Origin of the sequence: Herbaspirillum sp. Sphag64 (assembly GCF_014192645.1) — a bacterium.
In the GTDB taxonomy this organism is placed as follows: domain Bacteria; phylum Pseudomonadota; class Gammaproteobacteria; order Burkholderiales; family Burkholderiaceae_D; genus Herbaspirillum.
The window spans coordinates 50,759-66,608 of the sequence record NZ_JACHYE010000008.1; the positions used below are offsets into that span (position 1 = coordinate 50,759).

At 55.3% G+C, this 15,850-nt stretch carries 13 protein-coding genes; 8 read left to right on the forward strand and 5 right to left on the reverse strand.

Annotated elements, in window-relative coordinates:
- Window positions 1–22 precede the first annotated feature (22 nt).
- The 5 genes from FHW66_RS13715 (at window position 23) to FHW66_RS13735 (ending at window position 7,522) form a co-directional block, all read left to right on the forward strand.
- Window positions 23–2,647 (forward strand): 2-oxoglutarate dehydrogenase E1 component, encoded by a 2,625-nt coding sequence (locus FHW66_RS13715; protein ID WP_183380381.1) that lies wholly within the window; start codon window positions 23–25, stop codon window positions 2,645–2,647.
- A gap of 169 nt (window positions 2,648–2,816) precedes the next feature.
- Window positions 2,817–3,356 carry a cytochrome b gene (locus FHW66_RS13720; RefSeq protein WP_183380382.1) on the forward strand — a complete coding sequence of 180 codons (540 nt, stop codon included), beginning with the start codon at window positions 2,817–2,819 and terminating at the stop codon, window positions 3,354–3,356.
- Window positions 3,357–3,365: 9 nt separating this feature from the next.
- Window positions 3,366–4,580, forward strand: a complete 1,215-nt coding sequence (locus tag FHW66_RS13725) for a LysR family transcriptional regulator (protein WP_183380383.1) — start codon at window positions 3,366–3,368, stop codon at window positions 4,578–4,580.
- A gap of 152 nt (window positions 4,581–4,732) precedes the next feature.
- Window positions 4,733–6,061 (forward strand): MFS transporter, encoded by a 1,329-nt coding sequence (locus tag FHW66_RS13730; RefSeq protein WP_183380384.1) that lies wholly within the window; start codon window positions 4,733–4,735, stop codon window positions 6,059–6,061.
- Between the two features lie 90 nt (window positions 6,062–6,151).
- Window positions 6,152–7,522, forward strand: a complete 1,371-nt coding sequence (locus FHW66_RS13735) for an MFS transporter (RefSeq protein WP_370543466.1) — start codon at window positions 6,152–6,154, stop codon at window positions 7,520–7,522.
- 42 nt (window positions 7,523–7,564) lie between these two features.
- On the opposite strand, the gene FHW66_RS13740 is transcribed toward FHW66_RS13735, so the two are convergent.
- From FHW66_RS13740 to FHW66_RS13750, 3 genes are all read right to left on the reverse strand, one after another.
- Entirely contained in the window at window positions 7,565–8,110 is a 546-nt protein-coding gene (locus tag FHW66_RS13740; RefSeq protein WP_183380385.1) for a glutathione peroxidase, read from the reverse strand.
- 75 nt (window positions 8,111–8,185) lie between these two features.
- Window positions 8,186–8,866, reverse strand: a complete 681-nt coding sequence (locus FHW66_RS13745; RefSeq protein WP_183380386.1) for a Fe2+-dependent dioxygenase — start codon at window positions 8,864–8,866, stop codon at window positions 8,186–8,188.
- A 78-nt stretch (window positions 8,867–8,944) separates the two neighbouring features.
- Window positions 8,945–11,221 carry a catecholate siderophore receptor Fiu gene (locus FHW66_RS13750; RefSeq protein ID WP_183380387.1) on the reverse strand — a complete coding sequence of 759 codons (2,277 nt, stop codon included), beginning with the start codon at window positions 11,219–11,221 and terminating at the stop codon, window positions 8,945–8,947.
- Between the two features lie 511 nt (window positions 11,222–11,732).
- On the opposite strand from FHW66_RS13750, the gene FHW66_RS13755 reads away from it, so the two are divergent.
- The gene (locus FHW66_RS13755) at window positions 11,733–12,758 is read left to right on the forward strand and encodes a lysozyme inhibitor LprI family protein (protein WP_183380388.1); all 1,026 of its coding nucleotides are present in this window, start codon (window positions 11,733–11,735) and stop codon (window positions 12,756–12,758) included.
- Window positions 12,759–12,811: 53 nt separating this feature from the next.
- Here FHW66_RS13755 and FHW66_RS13760 read toward each other — a convergent pair whose 3' ends face one another.
- Both FHW66_RS13760 and FHW66_RS13765 read right to left on the reverse strand, forming a co-directional pair.
- Window positions 12,812–13,528: an SDR family oxidoreductase gene (locus FHW66_RS13760; protein ID WP_183380389.1), complete on the reverse strand. Its 717-nt coding sequence runs from the start codon at window positions 13,526–13,528 to the stop codon at window positions 12,812–12,814.
- Between the two features lie 95 nt (window positions 13,529–13,623).
- Window positions 13,624–13,860, reverse strand: a complete 237-nt coding sequence (locus tag FHW66_RS13765) for a hypothetical protein (RefSeq protein ID WP_183380390.1) — start codon at window positions 13,858–13,860, stop codon at window positions 13,624–13,626.
- Window positions 13,861–14,251: 391 nt separating this feature from the next.
- Here FHW66_RS13765 and FHW66_RS13770 point away from each other — a divergent pair, with 391 nt between their 5' ends.
- Together FHW66_RS13770 and FHW66_RS13775 are read left to right on the forward strand one after the other, a co-directional pair.
- The gene (locus tag FHW66_RS13770) at window positions 14,252–14,512 is read left to right on the forward strand and encodes a hypothetical protein (RefSeq protein WP_183380391.1); all 261 of its coding nucleotides are present in this window, start codon (window positions 14,252–14,254) and stop codon (window positions 14,510–14,512) included.
- 169 nt (window positions 14,513–14,681) lie between these two features.
- Window positions 14,682–15,845 (forward strand): GGDEF domain-containing protein, encoded by a 1,164-nt coding sequence (locus FHW66_RS13775; RefSeq protein ID WP_183380392.1) that lies wholly within the window; start codon window positions 14,682–14,684, stop codon window positions 15,843–15,845.
- Window positions 15,846–15,850 lie beyond the last annotated feature (5 nt).

The window sequence follows — 15,850 nt, forward strand, 5'->3', positions numbered from 1 at the left end:
CTGTTCTTATCTCGTATTCATCATGACAAACAATGCTGATATCACATTCGCAACTGCTACATATTCGACCTCTGCATCCGACGACGTACTGTCGCTGAATCATTCTCAGCAAAAAATTAATCGCTATATCGAGGCTTACCGCCAGCACGGTTACCGTGTTGCCCGGCTGGATCCCCTGGATACGATCAAGGTGCCTGCGCTGGCAGAATTGTCGCCGTCATTTTGGGGCATCACCGACGAGGACGTCCGTCGTTGGCGCACCGGCAGCGGCTTTGCCGGGACCACGACGAAACAGCTGAACGACCATTTACAGGCACTTTACGCAGGCAGTATTGGTGTCGATGGCAGCGGCGTGCGTAACACGACACGACAACAATGGCTGTTTGACGCCTTCGAACAGCAACAGCAAGGACATCAGCAAACCTCCCTGCCACTGCAGCAACAGACTGCTCTATTGCAGCGTCTGATACAAGCCGAACAATGGGAGCACTTCGTCCAGGAGCACTATCCCAAGGCCAAGCGGTTTTCGCTGGAAGGATGCGAGAGTCTGCTGCTGCTCATGGACGCCTTGCTTGATGCCAGCAATGCGCAGGGCATCCGCAAATTCTTCTTTGCCATGCCGCATCGGGGCCGCTTGAATCTTCTGGTCAATTTCATGCAAATTGCGCCGGAACGTATTTTGTCCCACTTTGACACGACGACTACCACTGCACAGCGCCATCACGATCTGCCTTTCCATCTTGGTGTGACGAGCACCAGAGAGACGGTACACGGTGTGGTTGAGCTCAAGCTAGCACACAACCCTTCGCATCTGGAAAGTGTCTACCCGATCTTGCTGGGCATGACGCGGGCGGCACAGGACGCACAGAGCGCCACGACCGCTGCCCCTACCTCGGTCGTGTTGCATGGTGATGCCGCATTCAGCGGTCAGGGCGTGGTCATGGAGTCACTGAAGTTAAGCCAGCACCAGGGCTATGCGGTCAATGGCACGATCCATGTGATCATCAATAACCAGATTGGCTTTACCACGCCAAATCCACTGAACCCGGCAACGCATGTCCTGTGCACCGATATTGCCAGGATCGTCGATGCGCCGGTCTTGCATGTGAATGCAGATGATCCTGTGGCAGTCGTACAGGTGGCGCAACTGGCGTTTGCCTATCGCCAGCAGTTTGGTGTCGATGTCGTGATTGATCTGGTCGGCTATCGTCGCTGGGGACATGCGGAACAGGATACGGCCAGCGTTACCCAAGCGCCACTGCATGCGCTGATTGATCGTCAGCCAACTATTACGACACTGTTTCAGGAACAGTTGCAGCGCAACTTTAGCGACTTTATTGACCACGGTGCACAATGGCGCGAACAGGCACGGAAGAGCTTCCATGGAGTAACGCACCCAGCCAGACAATCACCGCAGACATCACTGTATCCTGCCACCGGGGCGGCAACTGAGACGGCTGTTCCTTTATCCCGACTGCGTCAGTTTGTCGACACAATGACCACGCTGCCACCTCACTTCGATCCGCATCCGGTTGTCGCAACACTAATCGACAAATGGCAAGCCGCAGTTACCCAGACCGATGGCGTTGCCGACTGGTGTCTGGCAGAAAACCTGGCCTATGCCAGCCTGTTGAGTGAGGGCTACAGTATTCGTCTGTCCGGTATGGACGTGGAGCGTGGCACCTTCATGCACCGACATGCTATATGGCACAACCAGCAGGCCGAAATACGCATCAAGGAGAGCGTAGCGATGGCCAGACATATGCCGTTGTTAAGCGTTGCCGCAGGACAGGCACGTTGCGCTATCGTCAATTCACCACTGAGTGAAGAAGCCGTGCTGGGTTTTGAGTATGGCTATAGCGTCCAGACCAGCAAACCCGGTCTGGTAATGTGGGAAGCGCAGTTTGGTGATTTTGTGAATGGCGCACAGATCATGGTGGACCAATATGTCAGTTCAGGGGCAGCAAAGTGGGGCTACACGTCAGGTCTGGTAATGTCGCTGCCGCATGGTTATGAAGGTGTCGGGCCAGAGCATTCCAGCGCTTATCTGAGCCGATTCCTGTTGCTGTGCGCGGAAGAAAACATGCGCGTCGTGTATCTTTCCGAATCGGCCCAATGGTTCCATCTGTTACGTGAGCAGGCACGCTCAACGCAACCAACGCCGTTGATCGTGATGGCACCAAAAGCGCAGTTATACCAAAATCAGGCATCGTTCTCGGAGGTGTCGGCAATCACTGGTGGTGCCTTTGCGCCAGTATTAGCTGATCCGCAACAACCAGTGGCGGAGCAGGTCAAACGGGTTGTGCTGTGCAGCGGCAAAGTCTTTCATGATCTGGACGCACACCGCCGTCTGGCAGCGCAGTCATCCGTGGCATTGCTGCGGGTGGAACAACTGTATCCGTTCCCGGCGACGCAGTTGCAGGACGAACTTACCCGCTTCCCTTCACTCACCGAGGTAGTCTGGGTGCAGGAAGAAGACAAGAATCAGGGTGCATGGTACTTCCTGCGTGAGCACTTGGAGGCAATCCTGCCAGATCAGGCTGCACTGCGACTGGTCTGCCGGCCAGCCAGAGCAGCCGGAGCGCACGCTTCTTCGACGCAACACAAGGCTGAGCAGGCAGCACTGCTATTGGCGGCATTGCAATGATGCCCTGAGGCACCAGACGAATGAAGTGCCATTCCGCCACGGTGTCATGACGCCGTGGTGGCCTTTATCAAGACTCCTCATTACAATTGTGCGCATTCTGGCAAGCATTTGATTGTTAGCTGCCGTCCAGTCATGTTCCACCGTATTGCTGACTTTTCATTTTCAATCCATGACAACGCGTAAAGCCTACCATCCGCTGTCAGTGTCTCTACACTGGCTGATTTTTATACTTTTCGTTGTCGCGCTGGCCGCGATTGAATATCGGGATGATATTCCCAAGGGTGAGCCATTGCGCGATATTCTCAGGACAGTTCATATGCATGCCGGTCAGCTGGTGTTTGTATTTGTGGTTATCCGCGTCCTGGCACGCTGGCGCTTCGGTGCGCCAGAGGAATTGCAAGCATCGCAATGGCAACGACTGGGAGCAACCGGTGTTCATCTGGCGCTGTATTTTGTCATGTTTGCCTTGCCCATCAGTGGCATTCTTTTCACCCAGGCCGGGGGTAGAGACATTGTATTTTTTAGCATGACGCTGCCGCAATTCATTGCCGAGAATCAGGACATCCGTGGTCCGATCAAGGAATTCCATGAGTTTCTCGGCAATGCCGTCTACTACCTCGTGGGTATCCATGTCGCAGCAGCGCTGTGGCATCAATTCGTGCTGAAGGATCGTATTTTGCAACGCATGCGCTGGCACAAGGACAACTGATTCGGGTCCATGGCATTGCTGAACCTGCGTCACCTTTACGTCTTCAATATCGTCGCTACCACTGGTGGCGTACGTCGCTCGTCGGATACCCTGCTGCGCGATTCATCGGCCGTTGCACGCTCTGTAGCGGCACTGGAGAGTAGTCTCGCGGTACCGCTGTTTGAACGCAAAGGCCGTGGCATGTTGCTTACCGCAGCTGGTGAAGCGGTGCAACTGCGGGTGCGGCGTATTGAAAACGAACTGCGGGAGGTCCGCGACGATGCATTACGCCTGTCCGATCGTTCCGGCGGACAGGTTGCCGCGCTCGATGCCTTGTTCAACGAACGCCGTCTGCTGGCCGCAGTACTGCTGGCAGAAGCCCATCACATGCCCAGTGTGGCAAGGCGCATGGAGGTATCGCCACCGGCGGTGAGTCAGGCCATTTCGCTGCTGGAAGGTCTGCTAGGCCAGTCACTTTTCTTTCGTACCGCACAGGGTATGTTGCCGACCGATGCCGGACGGCGCTGGACTGAGCACTTCGAACGTGCGCTGGCAGAGCTGCGACACATTCCTGCCGATATTGCCGCACTAGCCGGGTCGGTTCAGGGCAGCGTGACCATCGGCACCTTGCCACTGGTACGCTATGAAATCCTGCCGCGCGCCATTGCGACATTGCTGCACCACCATCCCGGCCTGCATATCCGTTCGCTGGAAAGTCCCTATGAAGAACTATCGGCCGGCCTGATGAGTGGCCGTATTGACTTCATCATCGGCTCGCTGCGTCCGTTCGATAGCGATACATTTGTATCGATGCCACTGTTCACGGACAAGGCGGTGCTGACCGCACGTGTGGACCATCCGCTGACGCGAAAGAAAAAAATCAAGCTCACTGATCTGGCCGATTATCCTTGGGTCATGGCCCATGCCGGTACGCCTTTACGTACATTGCTGGAGGAATTTTTCGCAACACAAGGCGTGAGCTGGCCATCAACTGCCGTAGAAACAGGTGATCAGGCGCTAGTGCGTGGATTACTGTGCGCCAGCGATATGCTCACGGTACTCTCAGCACATCGACTGCAGCATGAAGTGCACTCCGGCGCATTGACCGCGCTCCCGTTTGACTTGCCAGGTATGGAACGCATCATTGGCGTCACGCTCAGGAAGGGTGCGCATCTTTCGCCCGGTGCAACCGCCTTGCTTGGTGAAATTGAAAACATTACAACGACACTACAGCAAGCTGCCTGATGCCGTAGCAGAAGCAGATAAGTAAATTGCAACAGTCTGGTGACTGAACGCAATACGATAGAAGGACGTCAGTCGTACACTTTCTGACAGAGGAGCAATGGCGCGGCCACTGTTCGATAACAACGATAATTTCGGACTCACCAGGAGACACCATGAGTACAGCATCCACGCTGGATGTACGCGCGCATATCAACGGTCGCAAGATGTCGGGCTATCAGTGGCTATTACTGATTCTCTGCTTTTTGATCGTGGCCACCGACGGTATTGATGTCGCGATCATGGGCTTTCTGGCGCCGGACATCATTCGCGAATGGTCAATCTCACGCACTGCGTTCGGCGTAGTGATGAGTGCGGCGCCAGTTGGATTAGCCATTGGTGCATTGGTCGTTGGTCCACTGTCGGACCGCTTTGGTCGCAAAAAACTGTTGATGGCCACCGTCGCCTGGTTCGGTGTATTCAGCCTGCTCAGCGCCACCGCACCCAATGTAGTCGTCTTGTCGACATTACGCTTTCTGACCGGTTTAGGCTTGGGAGCTGCGATGCCAAACGCCACCACCCTGCTCTCGGAATACGTCCCTGAACGCGCCCGCAGCACTTTGCTGGCCATCATGTTTACTGGCTTCAATCTGGGTTCTGCCGTCGTTGGTTTCGGTGCTGCCGCGTTGTTGCCACATTATGGCTGGCGCACGGTGCTGGCAGTCGGCGGCGCATTGCCGTTGCTGTGCCTGCCGTTCTATCTGGTGCTGATTCCAGAGTCAGTGCGCTTCTTGGTCGTACGCAAGTTCCCGGCAGAACGCATTGCGCGTACGCTGAAAAAAGTCTGTGGCGGAGACTTCGCTGCCGACCAGACATTCACCATCAGTGAACCGACCGTTTATGGCAGCCAGCCGGGCAAGGTACTGCTGTCGTCGTCCTATCGACACATCACCTTGTCGCTGTGGGGAACCTATTTCATGGGCCTGCTGGTGATTTATCTGCTCGGTGGCTGGTTGCCAACCCTGATCAAGGATGCCGGCCTGCCCATTGAGCGCGCCGCCAATATCACCGCCATGTTCCAGCTGGGTGGTACTGCCGGAGCATTGACGGTGGGCTTCCTGATGGATCGTCTGACACCGGCCAAGGTGCTGGCAGCGGCCTATATTGCCGGTGCTTTCTTCATCTTGCTGTTGGCTTCCGGCAGCGTGAATTCGGGCATGTTCGCCGCCTATGTGTTGCTGGCCGGATTTTGCATGAACGGTGCGCAGACTGGCATGAATGCCTTTGCACCATCGTGCTATCCCACCGTCGTGCGTGCTACCGGTGTGAGCTGGATGCTGGGCGTCGGTCGCTTTGGCAGCATCCTTGGTTCTTTTGCTGGTGGTGTGCTGTTATCGCTGGGCTGGGGATTCTCTGCAGTGATTTCGGTATTGGCAATTCCGGCAGCGATTGCCGCCATCACTATCGTGTTTGTGCGCCTCGTGCAACGTCCGGTTGCAGCATAAACACGGTATCACCGCCACGAATTTTTCGTGGCGGTGATACGATAGCGGCTTTGTCGCAGGCGCATACCTGCACAAGTCGAAAGTCACGCTGTGCACGTTTCTCAAGCAATCGGCCCAAGCGCCGCACATCCGGACGGTTTACCTCCTGAACAACGCCTGCTGGCCATCATCACGGTGGTGCTGGGACTGACCATGGCCGTCATGGACGGCTCCATTGTCAATCTGGCACTACCGACGATGGCGCACGAAATGCATGCCTCTGCGGCCGAGGCAATCTGGATTGTCAACAGCTATCAGATTGCGATGGCGGTTTGTCTGCTACCACTGGCTTCACTGGGCGAAGTGATCGGCCACCGTCGCATCTATCTGCTGGGTCTGGTGTTGTTCACTTTCGCCTCACTCGCCTGCACACTGAGCGGAAACATCACCCAACTCAGTCTGGCGCGGGTACTGCAAGGTCTTGGTGCTGCCGGGATTCTCAGTGTGAATACGGCATTGATCCGCTTCATCTATCCGGTACGGATGTTGGGCCGCGCAGTGGGCTATAACGCACTGGTGGCAGGAAGTGCTTCGGCATTGGGGCCTAGCGTGGCGGGTGTGATCCTGCATGTGGCGTCATGGCACTGGCTGTTTCTGATCAATATTCCGCTGGGCTTGCTGGCACTGAGCATTGGTCTGCGCGCGCTGCCGTTCAATCCACTATCGGCTCGTAAATACGATGTCACCAGCGCCTTGCTGTGTCTGCTGTTTGTCGGGCTGACCTTGTACACCTTTGATGCACTGGCGCATCTACAGGGCCTGTCGGTGGTACTGCCTTGTGGCGTGCTGGCTGCTGCGGTGCTGTGGATGTTACTGCGGCTGCAATCGGCCAGTGCGCCGATGCTGCCACTGGATCTGCTGCGTATTCCACTATTCGGGTTGTCCATCAGCACGTCGATCTGTGCGTTCGCGGCACAATCGACGGTCCTCGTGATGCTGCCGTTCCTGCTGCAAAATCAGCTAGGATTACCGGCAGCGAAAGCGGGTCTGTTGCTGACCACCTGGCCGATCACATTGGCGATGGCTGGTCTGCTGTCTGGCAGATTGTCGGACCGGATTGCAGCAGGTCTGCTCGGTGGATTGGGTCTGGCAGTTCTGACGGCAGGCTTGCTCGGCTTGCTCTGTGTGCAGCAATCAACACCGACACCGGTGATTGCCTTGTTGCTGGGTGTTTGTGGCATCGGCTTTGGCATCTTCCAGTCACCGAATAATCGCGCCATGATCAGCGCTTCACCACGTACTCGCAGCGGCGCGGCCAGCGGCATGCTCGGTACTGCCAGACTGACCGGACAAACACTCGGTGCGGCGCTGGTGGCACTTATTCTCAATACCTCGGCGATTCCCTATCCCGTAGTGCTTTACTGTGCCGCCAGTCTGGCTGGTGTGGCCTGTGTGGTGAGCCTGACGCGGCTACGGTTCTGATGTTGCCGGCGTCAGGCGATGCGCTGATCTACTCTGCGTGAATCAGGCCTTGGCCAGTTCGTCGTGAATTGCCTGCACCAGACGTGCATCATCAGCGGTGACATCTGGGGCAAAGCGGCCAACAACCTGACCTTGTTTGTTGACCAGGAATTTCTCGAAATTCCATAACACGTCGGGTGCCGGATTGCCGGCAATGCCATAACCCTTGAGACGTTCACGGAATGGACCATCGCCTGTGGCTTGCGGTTGAGCGGCGGTCAATGCCGCGTACAACGGATGCTGGTCCTCGCCAACCACCGAGATCTTGGAGAACATCGGGAACTGGACGTTATAGGTCAGCGAGCAGAATTCGCTGATCTCAGCGTCACTGCCGGGCTCTTGTCCCTTGAAATTGTTGGCCGGGAAACCCAGGATTTCGAGACCCTTAGCACGCTCTGCCTCGTACAGCTTTTCCAGTGCTTCGTATTGCACGGTGAGCCCGCACTTGGAGGCGACGTTAACCACCAGCAGTACCTTGCCACGGAATTCGGCGAGGTTGATGGCGGTGCCATCGATACGGTTCAGAGGGATGTCATAGAGGTTGCTCATCGTCGAATCCTTTGGGTAAAGTAAGAGAGCAACTACTATACACAAGCTCGCCACAGCTCGCAGGCGACCCTTGTTTTACAGGTCGGCCCATTGCCTCAGCAGATTATGATAATGGCCTGTCAGACCAAGCACTTCGGCAGTGTCTCCCAGGCTGGCACGCAGGCTGGAAATATTCTGGTCCAGCGCAAACAGCATGCTGCGCTGCCAGTCGTCACGCACCATGCTCTGTGTCCAGAAAAAAGAACAGACGCGCTCACCACGCGTGACCGGTTCAACCCGATGCAAACTGGTGGCGGGATACAAAATCAAATCGCCGGCCGGTAGTTTGACTTCATGCGTGCCATAGGTATCAACGACTACCAATTCACCGCCGTCATATTCTTCCGGCGCGGACAGAAACAAGGTGGAAGACAGGTCCGTGCGCATTGCCAGCGTACTGTCAGACAACTGTCGGACTGCTCCGTCAACGTGCAAGCCATAGTGCTCACCGCCGGCGTAAACATTGAACAGCGGCGGCATGACTGTGCGCGGTAGTGCCGCAGCAAAAAACAAGGGATTGGCTTTCAGTGCAGCCAGAATCCGGTTACCCAGCGCGACACATGTCGGCGAGTGTATTGGCAACTGGCGGTTGCGTTTAACCTTGGCACCTTGCTCGCCGACGGTTGCCTTGCCGTCAATCCAGTCGGCACGAACCAGTTCGCTGCGCAGTTCCCTGACCTGTTCGCCGCTGAGCACCTGAGGGATATGCAACATCATGAGGTCTTCTCCATGCGTGTAAATACTTTGTCGGCTACGCCTCGCCCGGCCAGCGAGGCGCGTTACCAAACTGAGTACTTAGTATTTGAAGTTGGCAGTCAAGGCGATCGCTCTGGCTGCGCCCGGCGTGTCACGATAGCCACTCTTGTTGATCGCCGCTACGTAGTCCTTGTTGAACATATTGGTCAGATTGAGTTGCAGATCGACGTTCTTGTTGACCACGTAACTGAGCATGCTGTCGAAGACCCAGTAAGCATTGGCATACTGCGGCGTGCCAATTGCACCATCGGTACCACGTAGCAGCGAGCTCACATAACGCGCACCACCACCGATGGTGAAACCTTGTGGCAGCTTGTAGGTGGTCCAGGATGTGAAGGCTTGTCTGGGGGTATAGGCCAGCAGCTTTTCACCGCTGGCCGTGGCTGCCGCACCGCTGACGATACGGGTATCCATGATGGTATAGCCGGCAGTGACCGCCCAGTTAACGGTGATATTGCCGGTGACGCCCAACTCGATACCCTGGACCTGCTTCTTGCCGGTCTGGTAGTAGAGCAGTGTGGTCGGATCCTGTTCGACGTCATTGCGAACCTCGGTGCGATACAGCGCCGCTGTCAGTGCCAGCGCCTTGTTGAGCACATCCCACTTGGTACCAATCTCGGTGGTAGTGGTTTTTTGTGGCGCGTAATTGCTATTACTGGCGCTATTGGCGGCAGCACTCAGGGCGAAGTTAGCACCGCCCGGTGGCTGCTGTGAAGTTGCATAAAGCGCATACACACTGCTGTCTTCAGTTGGCTTGTAGCTTGCGCCCAGCTTCCAGTTGACCAGATTGCCGGAAGTCGACAGATCAGTGATCACACCTGCTGCATTGGCATAGTAACTGGTGCGGTAATTGTCGACCCGTGCACCACCGGTCAACGACCATTTGTCGTTGAACTTGAGGGTATCGAACAGATACGCAGAAATGGTATCGGTCTTGCCATTGTTGTAGCCGGTGGCAGGCATGCTGAAGCTTGCTGCCACGGCATCGTAGGGATTCGGATTGTAGAGATTGGCTGCCGGCAGCGATCCATTCCGGGTGAAGGACAATGCCTGCTGCCTTTCCTCGGTCAGTTCCACACCGGCGACCAGAGTGTGCTTGATGCTACCGGTTTGCAGTTCGGCCGTGATATTGCTCTGGTTGGTCATGATCTGGTTGCTCTGATTCTTGCGCGTAGGCAGATTGCGGGCAATGCTCCAGGTCGAGGTATCGCTGCTGACCGGGGTCAAGAGATTGGCCGAGCTTCCAATGAAGGAGGTCAACTGATAGTTCTGACTGGTCTTTTCGTAGCGGGTCGTATTCTGGAATTTCAGATCAGGTGAGAAGTCATGCTCTACCCGTACGGTGACCATGTTGGTTTCGCTCTTGTCGAAGTCCGATGCCAGGCCGTAGAAGTTGGACGAGCTGACGCGTGGTGCGTTGCCGATGTAGCTGCGGGAGGCGTCCGGCGAACTGTATCCGGGCAAACCAATAGTCGGCGCGCCGCCGTCAGGTACGTTGTTCTGATCCACATGCAAGAGGTCGACAAATACGCGCGTTGGTCCGTTCAAACCAAAGACAAACGATGGCGCAATCCCACTACGATTGTTCTCTACCATGTGGCGACCTGGCACACCGCTTTCCTGTTTCATCAGATTCAGACGCATGGCCGTACCGGTGGCTTCATCGATGACCTTGTTCCAGTCAGCGGTCACACGCTTTTGATTCCAGCTGCCATAGGTCGCGGAGGAGGCAAAGGAATCTGTCATCTCCGGCTGCTTGGTGACCAAATTGATTGAGCCGGTCGGCGAGCCGCGTCCGTTATCGGTACCCGCCGGCCCCTTGAGTACTTCCACCTGCGAGATGTTAAACATGTCACGCGACACTGAGCCGAGATCGCGCACATTATCGACAAAGATCGCGCTGGAGCTGTCAAAGCCACGCATGTAGATGGCATCACCGGTACTGGTTGAGCCGTTTTCGCCGAGGAAAAAGGTACCAACGCCCGGCGTGTTACGCAATGCCTCGGTCAGGGTCGTCGCTCCCTGTTGATCCATCAATGGGCGCGCAATAATGGTAATCGTCTGCGGTGTATCCACCATTGGTTGCGTGTATTTGGGTGATGATGCATGGTCAACTTTATAACTTTCTTCGGTCGCGCTAACGTGAACCGCTGGCAATTGGTTAGCCGTGGAGGGTGCGGGGGCGACCTGCTCGGTCTCCTGTGCATGCGTAATGGAGGGCAACAACATGGCGCCTGCCATGGCGACAGTGACAGTGGCGTGCACGGTGGCATGCACACGAGGATGGACGTGTTTGCGACTTTGGATAGAAGACATGAGCTAGCCTGTTCAAATGGAGTAAAGATTCAGGCTGGCGTTTCATGTCAACACTTGCGGACACGAGGATAAAGCTGGCAGAACGATGAATGTACGTAACAGATAGATACTTAGTTACAAAGCACAAACATTATATCACGAATGAGAATTGTTACGATTTGGTGACAATTTCTTGATCATCATTAACGCTCTGGGCAGCTCTGCAACAGCGCGCAGAATATTGCAAAAAAACTGCGCCACTTTGTTTAACTCAGCGTATTGTTTAAAGGAGCTGCGTTAGGCAAACACCCTATTGGCGGAAGTTACGGGTGCATCCGTTAGTGCATGTTGCGGCTCTGATGTTGGCACGGATAGATCTACGGCAACCCTCGTAAAGTAAGGTATCGGGCCCTTGAATTTACACATGTAAAGATTTTTGCAAAAACATCGCTCTACTCTGCGTTTTGTGTCCGCTTGGAAAATGTCATGCTTTTCATGTAACTACTGCAACATATTGGCTCGCGAAACTGACATGAAAAATACTGCTCTCAATCCATTCAAGCACGGTCTGGCTTTCAGACTCTGGCTCGCAGCTGGCATCGCTGCACAATGCGTTCTGTTTGCCTCGCCGGCAATGAGCGCCAGCTTTGACTGCAGCAAGGAAGGCTCTGCCAACGAAAAAATCATCTGTAATGATCCCGAGTTATCGGCCATGGATGAGCAACTGGCAAAAATCTTCAAACAGGCGCGTAAGAAAGCGGCAGACCGGCGGGCATTCAATGCTGCCTCGGACGAGAAATGGCTGTGGCGGGAAAAGAATTGCCATGCCCGCGAATGTCTTGTGGACTGGTATCGGAAACGCCAGACTGAATTGAAAGCAAGTCTGGATGCAGACATGACGACTGATAAAACTGCGAGTGATACAACAGCACCTGCGCCTGCACCGGCAAAGAAAGCCATTAAACCTCAGACTCCCGTAGCAGCAGTGACAGCGGCCCCATTGGCCAGCCTCGCGCCCTCCGCGCAGGCGGCCGTGGCGGAAGCCGAGGCGCAGCTCAGTGCCACCAGCAAAACAGAAGTCAAAGCAGGAAGTAAAATCGATAACAAATCAACGACCGGCAAGGCGACTGCAAAATCCGCACCCAAGGTGGCTGAAGCCGCACCGGCACCGGCATCGACACTGCAACTGGCATTGAGCTCGACTCAGATCGACGGTGTCGCGCCGGAAGGCGCAGCGGCACGACCACACTACGTCAGCGCCAACCGCGGCGAATACCTGTATACCGATCCCGATGCCAAGGAAGGTGATGCGACAGCAACGACGGTCAGCGTGCGCTATCTGGGCATAGAGAACGGTCAGTACATTCTGGAAGCGAAGCGCGCCAACGTGTATACACGCTATACCTGCAGTGCAGACTGCGCGCTGATCGGCGCACTGCAATTGCCGGGCGATGTAGAAAAAGACATGGTCATCCTGAAGAATGACCACCTCTCCCTGCCGTCACAAATGGTGAGTGATGCGATTAATGGCTTGCTGGCCGAATCGGGAAAACGTTAACACGTGAATGCCGTCAACCAAACGGTGACTCAGGCAGTCACCGTGATCACGACTTACAGAGAGCGCGTGATGCCACCGTCAATCCGAATATTCTGGCCGGTAATGTAGGCAGCATCAGCACTGGCCAGATGCGACACCAGTGCAGCAACTTCTGCAGTCTTGCCATAGCGTGCCATGGGAATCTTTTCCTTGATGGCGGGCTTCTCGGGCAAGCTGTCGATAAAGCCAGGCAAGACATTGTTCATGCGGATATTGTGTGCGGCATACTGGTCGGCAAACAATTTCGCATAGGCCGCCAGGCCGCTACGAAACACACTGGAAGTTGGGAACGACAGCGAAGGTTCAGCCGCCGAAAAGCTGGAAATATTGATGATCGCACCGCCGCCCTGCTGCTGCATCAGTGGCGTTACCAGACGTGCCGTGCGGACGACGTTCATCAGATAGACCTCCATTCCGAGCAACCATTCTTCGTCACTGAGGGTGAGCAAATCACCTTTGGGGCCATGTCCGGCACTGTTGACCAGAACATCTATCCGCCCCCAACGAGCAACACAGGCATCAACCACCCGTTGCAGATCTGCGATGTTGCGATTGCTGCCAGTAACACCAACACCACCCAGTTGGGTCGCCAATGCCTCACCCTTACCAGACGACGACAGGATACCGATCGCAAAGCCATCAGCGGCCAGCCTCTGCGCCGCCGCGGCACCCATGCCACTGCCGCCGCCGATAATCAGCGCTACCTTGCTCACTTCGCGCGTTGCTCCCATTTTCACTCCTTGTTCAGTGTCATTGACAAACGTGTCAGGTTACACGAACAGGTTCAATGCTGCAGTTTGCGACGATATCAGAGGGCGATAACGGTTTAACGCCAGCCCTGGTGCCAACCATACTGTGGATGGTGCCAACCCCATCCGTAATGAGGATGATAAGCCCAGACATAACCTACCGCAGGTTGCGGATAGCTGGGTGCGACATAGACCACCCCGGGCGGTGCCACATAGGCTGGACGTACTGTCGGTGGTGTGACCACGCAGCCACTCAGGGTAACGGCAATGACGGCGCCCGATAGCAGGGATGCCATACTGAAAATTCTATTCATGTTTCTTCTCCTTGTTGTAATGACGTGACGATCTGATTTTGAGTCGGGGGATCGTGAAATAGCATTGAGCAACGATAATGTGCAGTGCGCAGTGCTATTGCACCCTCAACGGCACAGCAGCAGAGAATGCCGACCGAATTTTGTATTATTGTGTAACCGTTTTGCGGTGTGCGTTGCCCATTGTTGCCATGTATTTCGGGCAAAGGTAAATCAGACATGGGCTCGCTCTGCAGAGGTACAGGCGGCTTGCAATGGATAGTCGAGAGGCCGAATGGGCAAATAGCCACGTCAAAAAAATATGTTACATTCTCTGCCTCGTTACGTCTGATTTTATCGTTCAGGCTTCTCCGGTTTTTGGTTTCAACGGCGGTACTTATAAAAATAATTGACCATGACATCGACCCCAAAGGCTCCATCTTCAGCGCGACACAATCACCAGAATATCAATCTGGCCTGCCCGCATTGCGGGCAAATGTTGTTGCAGTTATCCATTGATGCCCGCCCGATCCAGGAACAGAAAGTTGCCTGCCCAGCGTGCGCTCGCCGTAGCAAGATGGCCGCACTGAAAACCAGTACAGGCGATACGTATCAGCTGTACATCAGGCAGATTGATCCGCGCGCGCAGATCAGCGTCTATTCCTACAAGAAATAAGAAGCTAAGCAAGGGGCCGAAAACTACCGCCCTGGCCCATGTCACTTCAGCGTCAGTTCTGCGAGCAATTGCTTGCTATTGCGTGTCACACCTACGCAATCATCAAGTATTACAATATGATGGCGACTTACGGACCGCGCAGGCGGTCACCTCGTTAGACTGCCCCTCCATGCTTGCCATTGCCTCCATTCTTGCCATTACCGCGCTGTTCAGCATGTCCATGCTGTTGGTATTGGGTTCGCTCAGGCGCAGCGGTGTCGCGGGTCTGCAATACTGGTTTGCGGCCAATGCCTGCGTTACCTGCGGCGTGATCCTGCTGGAGTTGCGCGGCTTGATTCCCGACTTTCTTTCCATTGTTGTCGGCAACACCACATTGGTGGTGGCGGGAATTTTGTTCTATGCCGGTTGTGCCCGCTTCATGGGTCGTCCTGCGTACTGGTGGCGTCTGCTCAGCGGGGTTGTCATCGTTGCAGTGTCGATGATTTTCTGGCGTTATATAGATGACAATATCCGGATGCGCTTCATTACGTGGAGCAGCGTCATCACACTCATTTATTTTTTTCTCGGCGTGCTCCTGCTGCGCCACCGGCCAGCTACCGGACGCTGCGGATATTATCTGTTCGGTGCAATGATGTCGTGGGTGTTCGCGATTATTCAACTGGTACGTTGCGCAACCTTTTGGACGTTGACACCAGCCAATCTGGTCACCATGCTGACCCATCCCTGGAACATCGCCTTGCTCGCCGTCAGTGCCATTGCCATGCCATCACTGACGATGTTCGTCGTGATGCTGGTCCATGACGCGATGCTGGCCAAGCTCGAAGATGCAATCAACCATGATCATCTGACTGCCGTCCTGTCTCGCAAATGCTTTGAACGCTTTGCTAATGACCATCTGTCACTGGTGACATCGAACCAGCCTGTCTCGCTGTTGCTGATTGATCTGGATCACTTCAAGCAGATCAACGATACCTGGGGACATGCTGCTGGTGATGAAGTCTTGCGCAGTTTTGCTGCGCTGGCACGCGAGCAGATACGACCCGGCGATGTGCTGGGGCGTCTGGGTGGCGAGGAATTCGGTTTGTTGCTACCCGCTACCGCACTGCCCGAAGCGATAACAGTCGCTGAACGTCTGCGCGAAAAGGCCGAGCAGCATCAGGTACGTGGTGCCTTCGGGACATGCCGCTACAGCATCAGCATCGGGGTCGCATGCACTTCTCTTTCCGATACGCTGGACCGCTTTGCTGCTCAAGCCGACCGTGCCTTGTACGACGCCAAAAATACCGGTCGCAACCGGGTTCTGGTGAGCCAGATGGCCATGGTGGGCACCTGACCCCA